The sequence below is a fragment of the Natronobiforma cellulositropha genome (genome assembly GCF_025629245.1).
Taxonomy (GTDB): Archaea; Halobacteriota; Halobacteria; order Halobacteriales; family Natrialbaceae; genus Natronobiforma; species Natronobiforma cellulositropha.
Genome location: NZ_JANZXN010000007.1, coordinates 26903 through 47684, shown reverse-complemented (window position 1 = coordinate 47684; position 20782 = coordinate 26903). Strand labels below are relative to the sequence as shown.

Annotated in this window: 10 protein-coding genes and 2 pseudogenes; 7 read left to right on the top strand and 5 right to left on the bottom strand. The window is 62.5% G+C overall.

From position 1 onward, the window contains the following. Positions 1-26: 26 nt before the first annotated feature. The 5 genes and pseudogenes from N0B15_RS03905 to N0B15_RS03885 all read right to left on the bottom strand — a co-directional run. Positions 27-236, bottom strand: a pseudogene (locus N0B15_RS03905) (MarR family transcriptional regulator); the annotation flags it as partial. 276 nt (positions 237-512) lie between these two features. Continuing rightward, on the bottom strand, positions 513-1691 hold the full coding sequence (locus N0B15_RS03900) for an Imm49 family immunity protein (RefSeq protein WP_263018137.1): 1179 nt from the start codon (positions 1689-1691) through the stop codon (positions 513-515). Positions 1692-1695: 4 nt separating this feature from the next. Then, on the bottom strand, positions 1696-6231 hold the full coding sequence (locus tag N0B15_RS03895; protein ID WP_263018136.1) for a VWA domain-containing protein: 4536 nt from the start codon (positions 6229-6231) through the stop codon (positions 1696-1698). A gap of 743 nt (positions 6232-6974) precedes the next feature. Next, the gene (locus N0B15_RS03890; RefSeq protein WP_263018135.1) at positions 6975-8177 is read right to left on the bottom strand and encodes a Cdc6/Cdc18 family protein; all 1203 of its coding nucleotides are present in this window, start codon (positions 8175-8177) and stop codon (positions 6975-6977) included. 1257 nt (positions 8178-9434) lie between these two features. Next, positions 9435-9824 carry a hypothetical protein gene (locus N0B15_RS03885; RefSeq protein WP_263018134.1) on the bottom strand — a complete coding sequence of 130 codons (390 nt, stop codon included), beginning with the start codon at positions 9822-9824 and terminating at the stop codon, positions 9435-9437. Between the two features lie 350 nt (positions 9825-10174). On the opposite strand from N0B15_RS03885, the gene N0B15_RS03880 reads away from it, so the two are divergent. The 7 genes and pseudogenes from N0B15_RS03880 to N0B15_RS03850 all read left to right on the top strand — a co-directional run bounded on the left by N0B15_RS03880 (position 10175) and on the right by N0B15_RS03850 (position 18030). Continuing rightward, positions 10175-10588 carry a DUF7985 family protein gene (locus N0B15_RS03880; RefSeq protein WP_263018132.1) on the top strand — a complete coding sequence of 138 codons (414 nt, stop codon included), beginning with the start codon at positions 10175-10177 and terminating at the stop codon, positions 10586-10588. Positions 10589-10605: 17 nt separating this feature from the next. Continuing rightward, positions 10606-11490, top strand: a pseudogene (locus tag N0B15_RS18390) (DUF8186 domain-containing protein); the annotation flags it as partial. Positions 11491-11517: 27 nt separating this feature from the next. After that, a complete protein-coding gene (locus N0B15_RS03870) occupies positions 11518-12459 on the top strand; it encodes a DUF8186 domain-containing protein (protein WP_484549507.1) in 942 nt (313 codons plus the stop codon). A gap of 481 nt (positions 12460-12940) precedes the next feature. Beyond that, a complete protein-coding gene (locus N0B15_RS03865) occupies positions 12941-13369 on the top strand; it encodes a hypothetical protein (RefSeq protein WP_263018128.1) in 429 nt (142 codons plus the stop codon). Beyond that, positions 13366-14505, top strand: a complete 1140-nt coding sequence (locus N0B15_RS03860; RefSeq protein ID WP_263018127.1) for a TrbL/VirB6 family protein — start codon at positions 13366-13368, stop codon at positions 14503-14505. Before N0B15_RS03865 ends, N0B15_RS03860 begins: the two co-directional genes overlap by 4 nt. A 35-nt stretch (positions 14506-14540) precedes the next feature. Further along, positions 14541-15623 carry a TraC-like domain-containing protein gene (locus tag N0B15_RS03855; RefSeq protein ID WP_263018126.1) on the top strand — a complete coding sequence of 361 codons (1083 nt, stop codon included), beginning with the start codon at positions 14541-14543 and terminating at the stop codon, positions 15621-15623. Between the two features lie 250 nt (positions 15624-15873). Continuing rightward, a complete protein-coding gene (locus N0B15_RS03850) occupies positions 15874-18030 on the top strand; it encodes a VirB4 family type IV secretion system protein (RefSeq protein ID WP_263018142.1) in 2157 nt (718 codons plus the stop codon). Positions 18031-20782 lie beyond the last annotated feature (2752 nt).

Sequence of the window (20782 nt, the reverse complement as noted above, 5' to 3'; positions counted from 1 at the left end):
AGAGGATACGCTCAACTGTATCGCGGGTCACGGTAGACTTCGACGGCCCGGCTATCAGAGGGAACGACCCGCTTTCGGCGACCGTCGCGTTCCGTGTAGACGAGGCCTTTCTCGACGAGGGCCGCGACAGCCCGGGAGAGATAGCTCTCGCTGTGGTCGAGCTTCATCGCGAGCTCGGAGATCGTGTCGCCGCGTTCGATGGTAGCGAGGACCTCGAGTTCGATGCGTCGGAGCACGGTGTAACACCGTACGAAACTTATATATAAATGAGTTGCGGGTAATGTTACAGTCAGCGGATGCGAGCCGACGCCCCTAACTTAACCAATAATCCGCCATGCCACAAGAGAAGTACCCCATGTAATTAATGTTCGGACTAGGAAGGCGTCTGCTGCGGTTGCTGGTGGGCCACGAACCCGTCATCCTTCGGTTTCGAAAGATTCAGGAAGAGGCTACGTTAACGTCCTATCAATCTTCAGTAATGAGGGATCCACGTTTATCCAAGGACGGTGGAGTTAGTTCGCGGTGTCACCCGTTCCCTTCACAAGTTCGATCTGGTCGACGCCCAGCTCGCTCACCGACTCGCCGAATGTGTGGGCTCCCGTACGCTCCTGTAGAACGACCAGCTTCCGCGCTAACACGCCTTTTTCGTGGGCAATCTGGAGTTCCTTCCCGAGTTCCTGCGGGAACGCTTCGTCTGCGCTCTGCAACTCGTCGATTACTGCGTCGAGCCACTCCTCAGAGAGCAGCCGCCCCTTTTCTGTTTTCGGCACGTCCTCTGCGGTCAGGTCGCGTCCACCTGGGTGAGTGATCGTCTCGACGATCACGTAGCCGCCCGTTTCGTCGTCGCGCTCAACGTGGGGAATGTCGACGTTGGCGTCCCCTTGATCAGTCCGATCGCCGTTCTGTCCGACGACGTGTTTCGCGTCCGTCGGGACGAGTACGTCGGGGACGTACTCACTTCGAATCGTGACGTCGAGGCCACGATCGCGTACGAGCAGACACAGCGCTGCCGGTGTGTCCGCGATGAAGTCGTCCGGGTGGTCAGTCGACGCGGTCACGGTTTCGTCGTGGTTGCCGAGCAGCGTCTCGAGTCCTGCGACGACGCCGGCCGCATCGCCATCGATGATGGCCGCGTACACGTCACCCATCGTCTCCGCGTACGGGTTGTTCAATCCAGCGACTGCGTCGCGGTATGCGTCCAGGAGATCCGATTGCCGGTCGTCGTCGAGCACGATTACACCCCGAACCTGGGCATTGTAGAAGCGAAATGGACTGTCGTCGTACTCTGGTGCGAACCGATCGAGGTACGCTTCGTCCATCGCGAGCGCTTTCCGGGCGGCGTCGGCGAGCAGTTCGCCGGCTTCGGCGAGCTGTGCGGCGGTCATCGCGCTGACGAGCACCGCCGGTTCGTGCTCCCAGTACGTCGGGTCGAGGTCGTCTCGACGTTTGCGAGCTTCTTGAACGCGTTCGAGGTAGTATACCGTGGCCTCGGCGTAGGCCTCTTGTGCCATTTCCCCGTTCCCAAGGAGTGCATTGCAGTGCCCGAGCGTCTGGTAACGACCAGCGACCCCATACTTGTGCTTTGGGACGATTTGGTCCGCGATTTCGCCCTTGTTCCACCGTTGGAGCCTGAACTCGATATCTTCTCGAACCCGCTCGTGTATGGCCTCAAGGCGGTTTTCTGAAATCATGGTTTCACGAAGGCTTTGTTACACCACCAGTCCGAACTACCGACACGTGATCGAAGTTTAGTTCAGGATCCGATAGTCCTTTCGTAATCGTGTTTCCAGGGTTGCTGTCTTGGACAACGATGGCCTCCTTTCGGTAGGTTCCATCCTGTATACTCGCTCGGAGATCTGACGGAACGTCCACACCTTCATCCAAGATCTCCTTTTGGAACGCATCTTCGACCCACTCGTCGGACATCTGTCGTGCGTCTCGTCCATCGTCGAGTTGCCGCGTCGAGCTAAACTTGCCCTTCCCGATCGTCTCGGACGAGCGCGTGAACTTGACCTCGGTGATGATGTACTCACCAGTTTGGGTGTCCCTGGTGATCAGATCGATCCCCGGATCCGCGCCCTGACCGGAGAAGACGACCTCCTGGTTGGGACGGTCCCTGACGATCGTTCGGGCAATGTCTTCTTCGACGACCGTCCGTCCGATGTCCTGGCTATTTATCCCGCGAAGCTCGTCGATCGAGTCCACGCGATCACTCCGCGAGACGTAGAAGTTCTCACCGTTTTGTGGGTAGGTGACGTCGACGTCGACGCCGTGGCGCGTCCCGTGGACGACGACCTGTGATCCCGAATACGTCACCTGCGACGCCGAATCGAGGTCGTTCAGCACCCGGCTAACGTCACCCTCACGAGCGACGGCGCGCACGAGGGCATCGTGCTGGCCGCTGAGGTCGGCTAACCGCTGTTGATCAACCTCTGACACCCGGTTGAGCGCCGTGGCCTGCTGTGCCTGTGGGAGATCGAGCAGCGACTCGATTGCCGGCCCGTCCATCCGGTTGATCGTCGCGACACCGTCGTCTCCTGACCTCGCCAGCAGCAACCCGAGACGCTCTTGTTGGGGCGGTGAGAGACGGTCGGTCGTTCGAAGGTCGACGTCACGCAGCTGCGTCACCACCTTTTGCTGCTGGCCGGTCGTCCGAACTTGCGCCAACACCTTCTCGGTGGCCTGGCTACTCAGCCCGTACGTCCTGTGGAGTCCTTGCGAGAGGTGATGCCCGGTGTAGCGAACCGGTGCGCCAGCCGCGTGTTTTGCCTGCCCAGCGTAGCGGGCCGCCCGTTGCAGGTCACCCGTCTGGTCGACCGTGTTCACTGCACTCTGCAGCCGATCGGAACTCCGCAGCGCCTGCCCGGCCTCCCCTGCGGGGATGGCCATTTCCACGACCATGTACGCAACGTAGCCTTCGTACCAGCCCTGGCGGTAGGCGGCGTGAAGGATGGCTTCCTCGGGATCGTCGGCGTCGTACGGGTTGTGTCGCTCCTGTTCCTGCTCGACCGCATCCGGGAGCGCGGCGATGATCTCGTCTAAGTCGGTGATCGTGCCGATCACGTCCTTGATCGCCGCCAACATGCCGAGCGGATCGGTCAACAGCGCCTCGAAGAACTCCGCGGTCTCGACCGCGCCGGTGGAGAAGCCAGAGAGCGTCCCGAGGTCACCAGCAAGTCGTTCCCCACCGAATCCCTCGCTTGCGAGTTCGCTGGCAAGTTCACCGAAGACATCGTGGCGCGTGATCGCCGGTTCATGCCCGACGTTTCCGTGGCTGTCGGTCGCTTCGACGTGTACCTGCGTGCCGCTGAAGACATCGGTGACCGTATTGAACGCCCCCGTCTCGAACTCACTCGAGGCGCTGTCGTGTTCGCCCTCGAGGTCGTGGGTCGTTCTAACCTCCTGCTCGTAGAGCACCTCCGCGACTTCGAGACCAGCGGGATCTCCAGCGAAGAAGCTGACCTCGTAGTAGGTCGTGAGACTGCCCCGCGGCTTCGCCCAGGCCCAGTAGTAGACGTCGATATCCGGGCCCTGATTGTCGAACAACGTCGGATCCGCGCCGAAGCGCTCGGCTCGAGCGTCGTCGATTCCGTCATCCGTGGTGTCGGTTCGCTCCGGGTCCGTTCCGAGGAGTCGTTCGTCGATGTCCGCGAGACCGTCACCGCTCGTGTCGCTGGTCAGCGGGTTCGCGTAGACAGTGTCCTCCTCGAAGAACGCCTCGAGTGACTCGAGGTCGATCTCTTCACCCTCCTCGACCGCAATCGCCCCCATGAAGCCATCTGTGGACTCGACGTCCGTCGTGTAGGAGATGTTCCATCCACGGAGTTGCTCGGCGTCGGTCAATCCGTCACCGGTGGTGTCGATCCGTCCGGGATTGTGGGTGGCGTTCGTGACTCTCGCCTCGAGGTACGTCTCGTTGTCTCGCTCGAGCACGCGGTAGTCGACGTCGACGGTCTCGGTGTCGAGGATTCCATCACCGCTCGTGTCGACCGCGATGGGGTCGAGCTCGAGTGGCTGGCCGACGACGCCAGGTTCGCCGGTTGGCATCCGTAAGTCGAGGTCAGCGACCGCATCGGGAATGCCGTCGCCGTTGGTATCCCGGAGCGAGACGTCGAGTTCGCCGACGCGCTCGAGGACGACGTCCTCGCTAAAGCCATCGAAATAGATCTCGCGGCCGCAACACGCGCCAGTTCCCGTCGAGATGGTGAACTGCGACTGCAGCGGTTCGAACGCGGTCGTGTTCGCCTGCCAGTCGGGCCTACTCTCCCCGGGTTCCCACTCCCGGTAGAGCATCTCGCCGTCGTCCCAGGCGATTTCGAAGCGGACCCAGCTATCCCTGCTCACCCCAGTTTCGATCTCGGGATCGCTGTCGTCGGTCCGTCGCCACTCGATGCCGGAGTCGGTGATACGAACGCCGAGGTCGACGTCGTTCCCGCTGCCGAGTCCCCACCGGATGCCAGCCCCGACCGACTCGCGATCCGTGATGTAGGCTCCGGCGACGGTGTACTCTTCCTCGGTGTCGATCGTCACCTGCTCGTAGATTGCCGTCTCGACGTTGTTACAGTAGAGCGCCTGCTCGCCCTCGAGAACCTGACTCTCCTGGAACGAACAGCCACTGGAGAGGTCCCACAGACTCTCGTTCGTCCATCCCGCCTGGCCGGTCGCACCGAGCAGATCACGTGGCAGGTCCGCCGGATCGGACACGCGTGCGTAGTCGCCGCCACCCGCCTCGGACACCGCCTCGAGGACGTCTTCGTCGACGGTCGGCCCGACACCGAGCGTGTTGACGGAAACGCCGCTGGTCGCAGCCGCGTCCGCAGCAGCGAGGGCGGCCGACTCGTTGTCGGTCGCCCCGCTCGAGAGGACGATCAGTTCGCGCTCGTCGTACCGACCCTGGGCGTCGAGTTCGGCGGCGCCAGCCTCGATCCCAGCCGCGAGCGACGGCGATTCGTTGCGAACTGCCGCACCCTCGAGTGCATCTCGGACGGTCCCGTGATCTCTCGTGAGCGATTCGTTCAGGGTCGCGTTCGTCCCGAAAGTGACGAGCCCAGCGCGGTCTTCCGGAACGAGGGCGTCGAGAAGCACGCTCGCCGTCTCCGTCGTGTCCGTGAGTGCGTCCTCGGTGTCAGTCTGCGTTGCGTCGACGACGAACACCAGGTCCACGAGGTCGAAGCCGCCGGCGCCTTCCTCGATTATGTGGTCGTCGTCGACGATTGCCGACGCGGTCGTCGCGTCCGTCCACGTATCGATGTAGAAGACCGAGAAGTACGAGAACGCGTCCACCTCGGTGATTGCGACGCCAGTTTCGACGTCGATCTCGGTCTCGACGGGTGTCCAGGGTTCGTCACTCGTCGGATCCCAGGTGTAGATCGAGAGGTTCGCCGCGGGGTCGACGCCGTCATCGAGTGGGATCGTCACCTCGGCCGCGTCGATCGCCGTGCGGTTCTCGATGCGGACCATCGGTCCCGCCCGGAATGCGTCGTCGGCTGCGGGCGTCTCGTCGCGCACCGTTACGTCACCGGGGGTGAGACCGTCACCAGTGACGTCGACGGCAACGCCACTCTCGTCGTCGACGACGCGCTCGGTGTAGGATTTGTTGGGGTTGCGAACCGAGTGGACCGACGCCTCGTCGAGGTCGATCGTCACCGACCGTGTCAACGGCTCGTCACCGTCGGTAGAAACGGCCGCCAGGTCGATCGTCACGTTCTCGTCGTCGATGCCCTCGAGTTCGACCAGAACGGTACTGGTGACTGACGTCCCGTATCCTCGCCGGTCGTGGAGCGAACTGTTGGTGATCGCCTCGCCACTGACACTCGCCTCGAGCGTCTCGAAGTCGGTGGCCTGCGGCCCGCGGACGGTTCCTGAGACGCTCACGAAGATCGTCCCGTTCACGTCGACGGGTTGGTTAGCAGACACCCGGAAGTCGGGGTCAGCCGCCCTCGAGAGACGGTCGTGCGCCCGATCAGCGTGGTGGACTGCCTCGCGGTAATGATCGATCGCATTTGCTCGTGCCTGAATCTCCTGCTCGAGATCGTACGCGTGGTCGCTCTCGAGGTCAGCATCAGCACGCTCGAGTGCCCGCTCGCCGTCACTAATGGCCCGCTCGATATCGGCGGTTGCCCACTGATCGAGATCGTCTCTGAACCATGCCAGCGATCGGTTTGCCTCCTCGACGGCGAGCCGAGCGGTGTCTTCACCCGCTAACAAAATTGCGTGCGAGGAAGCATTCACGATATCGTCGTCACCGTTTCCGGTTTCCCTCGACAACTGATGGAGCGCGTCGGCCTGATGGTCGAACGCACGACGGTCGTCAACGCGAAGCGCCGTTGGATAGTGTTCGAGCGATGCGTTCAACGAGTCCGCAACCGAAGCGTAGTCGGCGTCTGACCGATTCGTGCTCTCCTCGAGGTCGAGCAGCGCCGCCTCGGTCAGCCACAATCTCTCGACCGCTGGCAGACCAGCGGAAACTGGGTCTCGTTCGGGTGGTTCAGTAGTCCCGTTCTGGGACGAGACTACCGGGGTCGCGCCACTCGAGTTCGAGTGGTCAGTCACCGAAGTTGCAGTGGGACTGCTGACCGGAATGTCGCCAATGCCAGCGCCCGAACCGAAACCTGCGACTCCGTTCACTGAATCCGTAGTATCGAACCCACCGCCAGCAAGAGCCGGGGCTGCAAGCGACGTCATCATCAATATCGAAAAGAGGATCGTAACTGTCGTCCTCCAGAAACTATCCATATGCAGTAAGCAATGGAAATTATATATGAGAGTTTCTATTAAATTTCAGTCATCATTCGTGTACGTCGTGAAGGACATCGGCATGTTTCAAACATAGTTCTCACTCGCTCGTGGACGCGTACTCGTGTTCGCGGACACGTACTCATTTGCAGAAGCAGCCGGCACCATCTTGCAGAAGCAGTCGGTACCATCTCGAGCGTGCGGGCCATCCGCCTCGATCCGTCTATGGCACCGAAAGATTAGCGACTGGACTCCTCACACGCCGCGATGATGACGTCCGGGTCGTCGACGAGACGGTTCTCCATGTAGTTGCCCTTTCCCTTCCCGGCCCACTTCCGTTCCTGTTCGATGATCGAGAGGAACTCGAGTTCGGAGAGGATGTCGCGGACCCGTCGTAGTTTGAGGTGAGAGGAGTCGTCGCGGTCACAGAGGCGTTTGTACAGGTCGAAAATTTCGGTCGTCTGGACCGCCTCGTCGGTACGGTCGGGCTGTTTCGCGAGGAGTGCCATCGACTCGAGGACGAGTTTCGCGTGACTCGGCGACTTCGAGATGAGCTCTGCCAGCCGGCTGGTCTCTTCGCGGTCGTGTGCGAGGTTGACGCAGGATTCGGTGACCTGCTCGAGGTCTTTCTCCTGGGCGATTTCGCCGGCGAAGCGGAGGATGTCGATGGCTTTGCGGGCGTCGCCGTGTTCGCGCGCTGCCAGCGCGGCCACGCGCGGGATGACACTATCTTCGAGGACGTCGTCGTGGAACGCGTCCGAACGCGAGTGGAGGATCTCCTGGATCTGGGTCGCGTCGTAGGGTGGGAAGACGTACTCGCGCTCGCAGAGACTCGATTTGACGCGCTCGTCGAGGGACTCCTTGTAGCGGATCTTGTTGGAGATACCGATCGTGCCGATCGTACTCGAGGAGAGTTTCCCGGATTCGACCGCTCGCGAGAGCTGCATGAGGATGTCGTCCGACTCCATCTTGTCGACTTCGTCGAGAATCACGAGTGCGGCGTCGAAGCGAGCGTCGAGGATGCGCCAGAGTCGCCGGTAGTACTCGGAGGTGCTCAGCCCCGAGTGGGGAATCGAAATATCGGTTTCGGCGCGGTCGTTGAGCTGGTGTGCCAGCGACTGGACGGCCTGCGTCTCGGTCGACTCCTGGAGGCAGTCGACGTAGGCGACGCCGATCGTCACGTCGTTTTCGGCGGCTCGAGAGATCGCCTGTGTGGTGATGAACTTAGAGCAGAGGGACTTTCCGGTACCGGTCTTGCCGTAGACGAGGACGTTGTTGGGTGTGCTGCCGGTGAGCGCTGGCTGAATCGCGCTCGCGAGGTTCGTGAGTTCCTGTTCGCGACCGATGATTCGGTCTCCTTCGGGGAGGTGAGACACCTGTAAGAGATCTTTGTTGCGGAAGATTTCGTTCTCTTGAGCGAAATAGTCGTGCGCGTCAGCCATCTTCTTGCATCACTGTTACGTGAACACGACTTAACTCTTTACACCATATTGCCGCTGTATATCTAGCGAAGTCGGTTGTGACAGGCTACTATCGGTGTTCGTGGGTCCGTGTTGCCGCTGTATGCAGGAACACACACCCCTCGGTGCCGCTGTATAGGGTGGTGTTGCGGTCGGCCGGCAGCGAGGTGGAAATCGGCGAACCCACGACCCGGCCGATGGTGGGTGAAGACTAGGTTTTCGAACCCGGCTGATAATTGAAGATTGATCCTCGAGCGACGGTCAGACCACCGGTCGGTGGAGCGACGAACGACGCTGTTCACTGTCCCTCACGGTCGAACGCTCTAAGACACACCCCTCGGTGCCGCTGTATGACGCACGTCAGACGCTCGAGCGTGGGTCGGCAGAACCTGTACGGGAGGGGAGAGTGGTGAGACACCGGAGTGCCGCTGTATAATGGAGAGAAGGGAAGAAAATGGGGTGAACAGTGCAGAGACAGACCCCGGAGTGCCGCTGTAACGAGACACACACACCCCGGAGTGCCGCTGTATAGCTGCGAAGGTGTGTGGAGGGGAAAGTGAGGTGTCGAGCGGTGGCTGGACCGGCCAGTACACAAGAACTGTAGCGAGACGCCTCGAGAGACTATTCTACAGCAGGATACGTGAGAAGAGTTCGGAGAGAACTGATTGGAGAAGAGATACGTTTCGAGTCGATGCGGGATGCGTTCGATCGACCATCGAACACTAGTGCGTTCGATTAACTTAATGGACTGTTACGAAGGTATTGTATTTAAAGTTTCTTGTTCCAGGAGCTGTTTTCACTGATACTAGAATATGCGATTCTAGAATATACTAGAATGTACTAGACTGTGCTAGGCTGTGCTACCATGGAAATCAATGTGGAATATGGAAACTAGAGTGGAATAGAGTAGAAACTAGTGTAGAGCAACGTAGCGGTTCTGATGAGGTACCTAGATGGTATCGTTGACAGACGAATACTCAACCACACTGAGAACGGCAAAGAAAACCATTGAAACGGTCCTGAGGACACTCTCACGGACGGACGACGATCGCTAGTATTCGACGCTATACCACAGCCACGATCACTCCCAGACACCCCACCTACCCTCGCACTCTATACAGCGGCACTGAGGGGTGTGTGTGTTCACCATCTCTTCCTTCTCATCCCTTCTCATCCATCCCTCACTTCCTCCACTCATCTCCCATACACACGGTCTCTCCTCCTCCTCCCCTCCTTCTCTCACCTTTTCTCTGTCCCCTTCGGTTGTACGGGGGCGATGTACTCGTTCAGCCACTCCTCACCATCACGCCACTGCCAGTAGTAGTACCGGTAACCGGGTTTCGTCTCTTTGATGGTCACGTACGCACCGCTCGAGGGAACACCTTCGTAGTCGGCCGGATCTGTCGAGACGCCCCGTCGCTCGAGTTCGTCCAGTTCGTCCTCGTCGACGGCTTCCTCAGTACGTCGTTGCTCGAGTTCGCGCTCACGTTCGTCTCGTTTCCAGGCGGCTAGCGCCGACGCATACGCTGCGATCGCTTCGAGCCGGTCCGGTGACTGCTTCTCGAGCGGTTCCCTGACGTACGCGGGGAGGTCTGGAGCCGGGGGCTTCTCTCGGCAGTCGTCACCCATAGTTACCCCACGGAGTCTACTCACATCACTCTGTGGGGTAACTTCTGTGTACGGTTTCACTCTCTCATCTCCACACTGCGCCGCCTGCACTTTGTGCTTCTCTCGTATCGCCATTTCCTGTCCGACGCAACCACCTTCCACAATGGCAATATCTCAACGCAGTCTCTTCTTTCCACACGCCTGGATCTCTCTATGTCTTATATTCAAAATATAATCGAAATATTTTATACGATCTGAGTTATGAATTACTTCGATGAATTACGACTACAGTACGGCGCGGCCTGCCGTACTCGAGGGGGGAGACGTCGTTATTCTCGATCCGTTGTCCTGTGCGCTTGCAGGTGATCGAGATGTCTGAGTCGAGACGAGTGGCGGCTGCGCCGAGGTTCGACACCGCCAGCGTTTGGCGGCGTCTGTCTCGCCAGATTGCGTTCGGCTGTCTCTTCCTGGCTGTGGTTCTCGTCGAACCGGTGACCGCCCAGGACAGCATCGTCTGCGAAGCCGAGCAGCTGCCGGATATGATCTCCGGGTTCTTCCAGATCACGACGGCAATCGGTCTCGTCGGCCTGGTCGTCGTCTGGCAGGCGGACTCCTTAGCCGAGATGTTCACTATGAGTCCGGACCAGAAGAAGGGGCTGAAACAGCACAAGCGGACGGCACTGAAGTCCGCGGTGATTCTCCTCGTGCTCGGGCCGCTGTATACGGTCGCCGGTTCCGCGATGGGGCTACCGCTGGCCGACTGCGTCGACCTGGTCCCGTGGTGATCACACCCGTCTGCGCCATGCACTTCGTTTCGCTCACCCTCTGTCTCGCCGTCGTCGCCGTCGGTCTCACCTCGAGTGTCGCCATCGGTGTGAGTGGCGATGGTGCCAGTTCGGGTGAGACTGCCGTGGGGACCAGCACCCCAACCCAACCGGCGAGCATCAGCACATCCACCGAACCAGCGAGCACCAGCACATCGACTGAGCCAGCGAACACACCCGCCAGCCCAAATCCGGTGTTCTGGTCCTCCGACGACCACCTCGACGAGAACGAAACGGCGACCCTCTGGTCGAAAGAACCGAACGAGTGCTCGAGTGATGGCTCGCTCACGGCGATGCAGACGCTGGTCTCGTGTACCGACGTCACCTTCAGTGAGCCGCCGGAGACGGCTGAACGCTGGACGGCACTCGACTTCGAGTCGCTCAGCCCCGGCGGCCACGACACCGCCCGCTATCCGGAACACGCAGACCGGACGGACTCGGGTGTGATCGCCGACGCCCACGCGACGGTCTTCGCCATCCAGCCGTCGACGTGGGTCCACTAGGACGACCGCGACGTCGTTCGCTACGTCGCACCCGAAGGAGACCTTCGCGGGTTCGTCGACTACCGCGTCCGTCTGCCCGACGACGAGGCCTTGCCCCACCAGACGATCGAGTGGCACCTCCTCGAGCACGAGATCACCGGTGCCCGTCTGAAACAGGACGGCGAAGTGATCGCAGCGGTCGACGGCCAGGCGACTCCGACGGTGCCGTACGCACTCGAGGGCCGAGGCCCGTCGACGCTCACCTTCGAGGCGGACATCGAGGTCCGCTACGAACGCCGCGTTCTGCAGGGGACGCTCGAGGACTCTGTCATCGACAGGGTGGCGTTTCAGGACACCACGACCGTCTCGAGTGACGTCTCCGTCGACGTCTACGATCTGACGGCGTCGGTGTACCACGCCGAGTACCCCGACGGAAGCGCTGGCATCGCGATCTACCAGTCTCAGCCGTGGCACGGCTACGTGCTCACCGAAGACGGGCAGGCTCGAGTTCGTGGCGTCTGGCGCTACTACACCGCACGCGATACTGACTGGGATACGCTCGTACACGCCTCGAGCGACGGGACCGACACCGTCGCTTCGGACGCTCGTCCGGTGTACGTCCGGGCGTATCCGTCCGAGATGGGCCCGCGAGCGGATCCGATTCGTGATGGGCCGGTGATCGAGGAGGTGTGGGGAGTCGAGAGTCCATCACCAGCGGAGACCATCCACGAGAACGTGACGGTGGACGTCGTCCCCGAGTCGTACACGCGCTCGTACGGGCTGGCGATCCGCTACGACGAGGTCGACCGCGATGCGCTCGAGGTACAGGGAATCGTCCGTGGCGTGAGTGCGACGATACTCGAGCCCGACGGCGGTGGCGAACGCGAGGTCCGTGACAGTACGCTCACCGCCGAGGTCGTCGACCGGACGGACAACTTGGCGACACTTCGTGTCGAACTCCGGGATGCCACGACGGGCGAGCCGATCGTGATGCGACACGATTCACACGACGTCGTCTCGCGGTTCATCCCCATCGGCCACGACACCCGCCAGGAGTACCTCACCGTCGGTGACAGACGCCTGCAGACGAACTCCTCGGGTGTGGCGACGACGACGCTCACCGAACCCGGCTCGTACACCGTCGAGTACCATCCCGGGCCCTGGCGTACTCACGACCCAGCGTATCTGAGCGCACGGGCGAGCGTCGCGTGGCACCCACTGGCCTCGGCAGGCGGCTGGTTCGCGCTCGCGTTCAGCGTCTTCTGGCTCTCGATTCCGTTTCTCGTCGCCCTCTACGCCGGTCTGAAACTCGGCTCGTTCCTCGAGTTCGACGAAGAGAGGTACCCATGACACGACGACACCTCAGACGGTCCAACCAGACAATCAAGCGAGCCGACAACAGATCCGGACGAGCCGACACGACCAGGCGAGCCGACCACAGATCTGGGCGAGCCGACCACACGACCAGGCGATCCGGCCGCGTAACCAGACGAGCCGTTCTCGGCTGTCTCGCCGCAGGCAGTACCGGGGTGATCGGTGGCTGTCTCGCCTCGTCCACACCCGACGTGTTCGAGACCGTCGCCGTCGAGGGGACCGATCTCGTCGTCGATGTCGACGACTCGGCGCTCGAGCAGCTCTCGGTGATCCGTCCCGACGGTACGCTCCTCGCGACCAGAACCCTCCCTGCGGGTGTCCGCCGAGAGACGGTAACCCTCGGCACCAGCTACCTCTCCGGAACCTACGAACTCATCGCGCTCGAGGGGGGGGGGGCGAGGAAGTCGCTCGTACGACGATTTTTATCGAGCCAGAGGTCCGAATCGTCGACCTCCGGGTGGGACGAAACCACCCCGACGAGATGTTCGAGAGGGCGACCAGAAACGATATTCTAACGGAGGCGATCGTTACGATCGAGAACGTTGGGACAGGTCCCGACGCAGTAACTGAATTGTCGTTTGCTGGTGACGTTCCCCGTCCAACACCCGATACGTTCCCCTGGAGCGGTATATACGATACAGAGAGCACGATTCGTCGACATGCAGACGATCTCCCCGTCTATCCTGGAGAAACCGTTACACTCTACAGCCAGTCGAGACCCTTCTCCCCTGCTGACGATGGCGTCACCTGTTCTGAAGGGACTACCCACGGCCAACTCGAGGTCGTCGTAAAAACTCGTCTGAGTGACCGTCCCATCGTAGAACAGTACGGAGTCTCGTACACCGGAACGGACCTGGTTGACTGTGAGATTGGGGTGGATGTGTGAGTCCGTTCTCGCTCGCGGAGTACGGCCGCCGCTGGTTCGAAGACGCGATCGACACCGTCATCGAGTGGTTCCAGGAGGGGCTCACCCAGGGATACAGTGAACTGACACAGGCCTTCTTCGGAACACCTGTTCCACAGACGGATGGTGCCTTCGTATTTGGAACCCCGACGAACGAGCCATGGATTGGTCTCTACGCAGCACTCGTCGGAGGTGAGATCGTACTGCTGGCACTGTTGCTTCTCGTTATCAGTGTCCAGGCACGTCATACGATACGGATATTCAACGTCGGTAGCTCGTACGAGGCGCGGAAAGCCCAGCGCTCTGCCTGGGTGGGTACCTTCTTAATCGTCACGTGGTACTGGGTTGCCGTTCTCGCACTCTACCTCGTCAACGGCTTCTCGCTCGCTCTGGTCCCGAGTCTGGACGTTCTCATGAACGATGTTGTTCGGTTCCTCGAGGTCTCGATCACGAACCCGATGCTCGCGCTGTTGATGGCGTCGATCGGTGGTCTCGCGATGTGGATCCTGCAGGCGCTCTTTTTCATCCGCGACATTCTCCTCTACATCTACCTGTACGCGATGCCGCTCGCGCTCGCTCTGGCGTACGGTCGGCTCCCAGTTGTTTCACAGATCGCGAGACGCCTGTGTATCCAGTTCGTCCCGCTCGCGATCATGCCGCTCCCGGTGGCCATCCTCTTCAGAGGGTACGAACTGCTGTTCTCGAGCGGGCCCGACTCGTCGCTGGCTCCTGCGAGCGCGTTCTTCAGTTACCTCGTTGCCGTCTTGCTCCCCGTTCTCGCGCTCGTACTCGTCTGGAAGCTGTTCAGATACGCCAGCCCGCTCACCACGCGCATCGTTGGCGGGACGACTCGAGTCGCACTCACCGCTGGCACCGTCGCTGGTGCTGCGTACGTCGCCGGGCCAGCCGTGGCGACGACCGCCGCGACCTGGGGACCGAAGGCGGCGGCGGGCCACACGGCCGCACAGACGCTCGCCACACAGTGGGGTGACGGCGACCGCCGCTCGAGTTCACCCCACACTCGCGGGACGACACACGACAACGTCGCACCCGACGCCCACGGACAGTACGGCGTCGCGGCGTACCGTCGAACGGAGAACGATCCAGGGTACTACTGACAATGAGTGACAGAAACGCAGCCGGTAGACGCATCATGAACGAGCTCGGTGACGGGGCGCGAGTCCCCATCGTCAACGTCGACGAGGGCGACGTCTACGTCTTGCTCGGATTTCCGGTGGCGGGTTTACTCTTCGGTGGGCTCACGGGTGTGGATGCGCTCGTGTTGCCGCTCGTCCTCTGCGGTATCGTCGTCGGCGTCGCCGCAGTGTACGCCAGCCCCTCGCACCTTCCCGCCTCGACGTGGCTACTCGATCTCTATCGCTACTACTGCACACGCCCGCGGGTGACCTACAACGTTCCGGATGGACACGACCAGGCACACGGCCAGCAGGACACCACAGCCAACGAGGGTGGGCTCATCAACTACACGCCGTTCGCTCCCGACGAACGTACGCAGGATCTGACGAACGTCGAACGCGCGTGGCCGGGCGTGGACGCACTCGAGCGGACCGACGGCTCGATGGTGGCCCTCCTCGAGATCGACCCCGGTAACATGGACTTCGCGATGTCGGGCGACTGGGCGCACGCACAGTCGGTCGCAGCCGAGTTCGCCAACACGGAACTCGACTTCCGACTGACGGTCCACGTGACGACCCGCCCGTTCCCCGTCGACGAGTTGATCGCCCGGATCGAAGACCGGCTGGCCGACGACGACGTCTCGAGCAACCCGGTCTTCGAGTCACTCCTGCGTGAGTATCGCGAGCAACGCCCGCGTGACCTCGAAGGGACCCAGCAGCTGCGATATTTCATCGGAACCGAGGTGAGTCCGCTCGAGGTCTACAGCCGCTATCGCGACGAACGCTCTCCGGCCGAGAACCTGACCGGGCTTCCGTTCGTCGGCTTCCTGTTCAACCCATTCGTGACTCGGCGTGAGGATCTGAGTGACGCCGAGATCAGAGCGAAACTCTTCGCGAATCTCGACCGGCGCTGTCGGACGATCCAGACCGAACTCGTCCAGAAGGAGCCGGGCTGGTCGGCGCGTCGGCTCCAGACCGTCGAACTGTTCCTCCTCTCGATGGCGTTCTGGTCGGGCGAGGAGTACGAGTACGACGACGCGACGGATGCGGTTCGCGAACAGCCGATTCTCGGCCACAGACGGAGGAGCGACGATGACTGATCCGACGCTCTCTCCGGCCATGGCTGGTCGCACACTTCTCGAGGCCGCGACTGTGAACACACCTCTCGCGACGGCGACTGAGTACCTGATCGCGACGGCGATTGAGTACCCGATCGCGACGGCGATTGAGTACCCGATCGCGACAGCGACCGAGTATCTGATTGTAACGGCGAAAGGCCACGCCAGCACCCTGTCCAGGGTTCTCTCCGAACTGTTCGGTGGCGGCTTCACACAGACGCACGCCGCGCTCGTGGTACTCGTCGTCCTGTTCGTCGCCGGTGTGCTGGGTGTTCGACGCTGGCGGACCGACGAGGAGGAGGTCTCACTCGAGGATGTCCTCGAGCCCGACGCACTCGAACGCGGCGTCGTCGAGGGCCGTATTCTCGAGGCACTCGGTGATCGCCACCGGAGTACGATCGCCCCCGCAGCAATCGAGTGGGAGACGCGGACCGCTCGACTCGACGAGCAGTGGACGTCGACGCTGTACGTCGCCGAGTATCCGGACTACCCGAAAGACGGCTACCTGAACGAGCTGTTCGAACTCACCGACGTCGAGTTCGATCTCACGGTTCACCTCACGCCGAAGAACCACCAGCGAGCACGTGACGAACTCCAGCGCGTCGCCGACGACCTTCAGGTCGATGCCGACCTCGAGCGGAGCGTCCGTGGGGCCTACCTCCAGGAGCGTGCCAGCGAGGCGGCTGCGACCTACACCGCCGTCGAGAACGGCAGCCAGGTGTTCGACCAGGCGACGTTCGTCACCATCAGGGCGGCGACGAAAGCGGAGCTTCGCGAGGCCGTCCGCACCGTCAAGAGCCGCCTGCGCGAACAGCCCGCCGGACTCTCACCGAAGACGGCGATCTGTAAGCAAGACCTCGCCCTTCAGGCGGCGGCACCGACCGGTCCGAACCCCTTCGGCCGTGAGGCGATCGCCCTGGGCGGTGCCGTCGGCGCGCTGCTGGCGTCACCGCACAACGCGACCATCCTCGAAGACGGCGGTGTCGAGTTCGGGACCCACTGGAAGAACGAGAGCCCGGTCGTGATCGACCCGTTCGCTCGAGAGAACGGTTACGCGATGTTCACCGTCGGCGACCCCGGATCCGGAAAGTCGTTCGGCGCGAAGCAGAACGTCGTCCGTTCGATCGAACAGCGCGAGGACCGGCTGGCGATCATCCTCGAGCCGCTCAACAACTGGGCGGGCGTCGCGGAGGCACTCGGTGGGACGCGCATCACCGTCGGTGGCGACCTGGGTCTCAACCCGCTCGAACTCAAGCCGACGCCCGAGCGAGTCCAGCGAGCGATGGGCGACGATGCCAGCCCCTACCGCGAGAAGCTCGATAGCGTGATGAGCTTCCTCGCGAACTTCTTCGCGCTCCGTGGGATCCGCCTCGGTGATAAGCGCCCCACGCTCGAGAACGCCATCGAGACGGCCTACGCACGCAAGGGGATCACTGACGACATCGCCACCCACCACAACGAGAGTCCGACGATGCGTGACGTCCTCGACGTCTTAGAGGAGATGGTCTCAGAGCCGGATTCGTTCGTCGTCCGTACGGCGGAGGAGGCGACGAAGATCCGTTCGGATGCGACCTGGCTGATCGACCAGCTCCGCTCGTTCGCGGCGGGTGGCCGCTACGAGAACCTCGGCCGCCAGACCGAGTTCGACATCAGAGACGAGAAGGTGATCTATCTCGACCTCGCCCAGCAGGAGGGGAGCCTCGGTGGCAGTACGAGTCTCGTCATGCAGCTGCTGATCACGCTCGTCTACGAGCGAGCGAAAGAGACCGATCGGGAGGTGGTGTTCGTCATCGACGAAGCCCGCTACCTGATGCGAGACGCAGCGAGCCTCGAGTATCTCGAGATCGTCTTCCGCCACCACCGTCACCACGACCTCTCGATCCGGCTGGTCACACAGACGGTCGACGAGTTCTTCCAGCACCCGGAGGCCGAAGCGATCCTCGATCAGTGTGCGATCAAGCAGTTTCACCACCTCGACGGCATGGACGCCCACTGGGCCGAGGAGTTCGGCCTGAACTCGGCTCAGATGCGCTTCGTCCAGGACGCCGTCCCCGGGAGCGAGTCGGTCGGCTACTCCGAGGCGCTCGTCGGCATCGACGGCGAGTGGCGCGGACTCGAGGTACGCGCCCTCGAGAACGAGACCCGAGTGATCGACTTCGATCCGAAGTCCGAGGACCGTGACTCGCTCCCCGGTCTCTCGAGTGACCACCCCGACGGTGATCTGCTCGGCAGTCCCACCCACCCCGGAGCGCCTGACAGCCACGGCGGCCGAGAACGCACCTCGCGACGGCCACTCGAGCGAGGCGAGACGCCTTCGGCCGACTCGGCACAGCCGTCCCACTCGGACGTCCGCACGAGACCGGATGGAGGTGACCCCCCGCGTGGCTGACTATCTTCGCGTCCGGCCGACCTCGGAAGCGCTTCGCATGGCGGACGTCTCCGCTGCCCTCGAGAGCCTCCACCGGCTGTCCAACCCCGAGGCACACAGCCTCTCGAACCGGCTGAATCCACTGACCGATACGTCACCGCCGACGTTCGAGTTCCTCGCGATCAGCGAGGGGACCGACGAACCGGTGGCGTTCTACTACGGCGTCGACCAGCGAGCCCACCTCGAGACGCTCGAGAAGTGTCTCCGGACGATCTATCCCCGGACCTTCGAGATTTCACGCTGTGAGCTCGATCTCGGGGCAACGCTCGCCTCCGCCGTGTCGGCCCGAACCGACGACAGGGGTGGTGGCGCTGGCACGGCCGAGGACCCTGCCAACGACCGGAGCCGCCTCGAGTCCAGAGACCAGGCTCCTCTCGAGCCCAACGACCAGAGCCGCCTCGAGTCCCGAGACCAGGCCCCTCTCGAGTCCACGGAACGGACCTCTCTCGAGTCGACAGATCCGATCGCCATCCAGTGGTACGGGCGGGCAGAGCGGGCACGTGACTGGATGACGACGCTCAAGCCGTTCGCCGTCGCGACGCCCGACTCGACGGAGTACGCGACCGACCGGCCACCGCTGGCGACGTTGATCGACCACCTGACGGACCTCGAGTATCCGGTCGTGTTCCAGGTCGTCTGGCGGCGCAAACCCGAGTGGGTCGCCGACGCCGAACTGCGTATCGAAGACCTCCGGACGGGCCGCGACACGTTCGGCCAGCGCTACGTCGGCCCGCTGTTCGAGACCGACGCCGTCGATCCGGACGAACCCGAGCATCTGGTCGGTGGAGACGCCCGCGCACGAATCGACCGCATCCGGGCCAAACACCCGAAACGGACGTTCACGGCCAACGTCCGTGCGGTGGCGATTCCGACCGACGACGGTGGCCGCTCCACCGAGGCCCGCCTCGAGCACCTCGCCCAGTCGCTGCACTCGCTCGACGGCCCGTTCTACGAACTCGAGAGTCGCCAGGTCCACGGCCGGGGGCTTCTGGCGAAGGCGAGACGAACGCGCCCCATCTTGGAGAGCGTGCTCGAGGGGCGGATCGAGACCGGGAGCGGGAGGTGCCGTCCGGACCTGGTGGTGAACGGTGACGAGCTCGCGAACGTGGTGGTCGTCCCCTCGTCGGTGGATCTGACGGTCGAAGGCAGCCGGGGTGTCCGGGCAACACAGCGTTCACGGACGCCGCTCCCTCGCCCACACCCGGACCTGCTCGAGGGATTTCGCGAGGGCATGGCGATCGGCTACGCGCTCGACGAGACCGCCACGCCAGAGACCGACCCGGTTCGGATCCCGCCGTCGCTGTTGCCGACGCACTACGTTCGTGCAGCGACGACCGGCGGCGGGAAGTCGAAGGCGTTGACCAACGACAAACTCTCGCTCTACGAGGCGACCGACGGCCCGATCATCCTGATCGACGCGAAAGGCGACGGACTCTGTCAGGACTACATGCGCGCTCACGCCCGTGCGTTCGGCATGGACGATCTCGAGGCGAACGTCCTCCACGTTCCGATCCCCGACGTCCTGCCCGGCTTCGCCTTTTTCAACCTCGAACCCGCACTCGAGAGCGGCGTCAGGCGCGTCGACGCCGTCCAGAACCGGGCCGACCACTACGGCGAGATCCTGAAGATGGTGATGAGCGAGGAGCGCTACGAACGGGCGGTCGTCGCGCCGAACCTCATCAAGTACCTGATCAAAGCGCTCTACGACGAGGAGCACGGCCGCGAGAACGGCCGCTACCGCGAGAGTGTGGACTACTTCGCTCACGACCACCTCGAGCAGGCCGTCGACCAGCTCTGGCAGGCTGGCCCTCCCGACCCCGACGAGACCGCGCTTCCGCGCTCGAGCGACCCGCAGGTCCGCTCGCGACTCGAGCGTACCTTGCAACTCGACCCGACCACATTCGCGGCGATTATGGGCGGTGTGAGCAACCGACTCGACTACATCTCTCAGGACGAGCACCTCCGGCGCGTGTTCAACAACACCGAGGCTCGCTTCGACTTCCGCGAGATCCTCGACGAGCAGACGGTGATCCTGTTCGATCTGAGCGGCCTTCGCGACGAGTCGGCCAAGGTGCTGACCGGCGTAATTCTCACACAGCTCTACGACGCGCTACGAGAACGCGCCGACCACGTCCAGTCCTACCCGGACGACTACGTGGTGAACCTGCTCATCGACGAGGCCTCGAGTCTGGCGGTCTCGGACGTGATGGCTACACTCCTCGAGAAGGGCCGTGGCTTTCGCCTCTCCGTCGGTCTCTCGCTACAGTTTCCAGAACAGCTCTCGGTCAAAGGTGGCCGTGAGGTCTACCTCAACGTGTTGAACGACGTCGGCAGCCCCATCATCGGCAAGATCGCCGTCGACGACGAGATCGCGAAGGCGATGGCCCACGAGGACGTGGACCCGGCCGCGTTCGCGAACCGGATTCGCTCGCTTCCCAGAGGCGAGTGGATCGTTCGCCTCCCGAGCCCGACGTTCGGCGAGACGGGACCAGCGCCGTTCAGTCTGGCCCCGCTCCCGATCCCACCCGGCCACCCCGAGAGCGACGACCCGCTCACCGCTCGAGAGGAGCGCGAGTTTCAGGCCCGACTCGAGCGGATCCACGAGCGGGTGGCCACGGAGTACGGTACCGCTGCCGATAGCCTGCCGGATACGCAGACGCCGGACCCCGTCTGTGAGGTGTTCGACCTCTCAACCGCTGACCTCGACGTCGCA

What these genes read in the sequence shown, in the direction of transcription:
- N0B15_RS03900 (WP_263018137.1), bottom strand. Translation starts at nt 1,691, where the DNA reads ATGATTTCAGAAAACCGCCTTGAGGCCATACACGAGCGGGTTCGAGAA.
- N0B15_RS03890 (WP_263018135.1), bottom strand. Translation starts at nt 8,177, where the DNA reads ATGGCTGACGCGCACGACTATTTCGCTCAAGAGAACGAAATCTTCCGC.
- N0B15_RS03885 (WP_263018134.1), bottom strand. Translation starts at nt 9,824, where the DNA reads ATGGGTGACGACTGCCGAGAGAAGCCCCCGGCTCCAGACCTCCCCGCG.
- N0B15_RS03880 (WP_263018132.1), top strand. Translation starts at nt 10,175, where the DNA reads ATGTCTGAGTCGAGACGAGTGGCGGCTGCGCCGAGGTTCGACACCGCC.
- N0B15_RS03855 (WP_263018126.1), top strand. Translation starts at nt 14,541, where the DNA reads ATGAACGAGCTCGGTGACGGGGCGCGAGTCCCCATCGTCAACGTCGAC.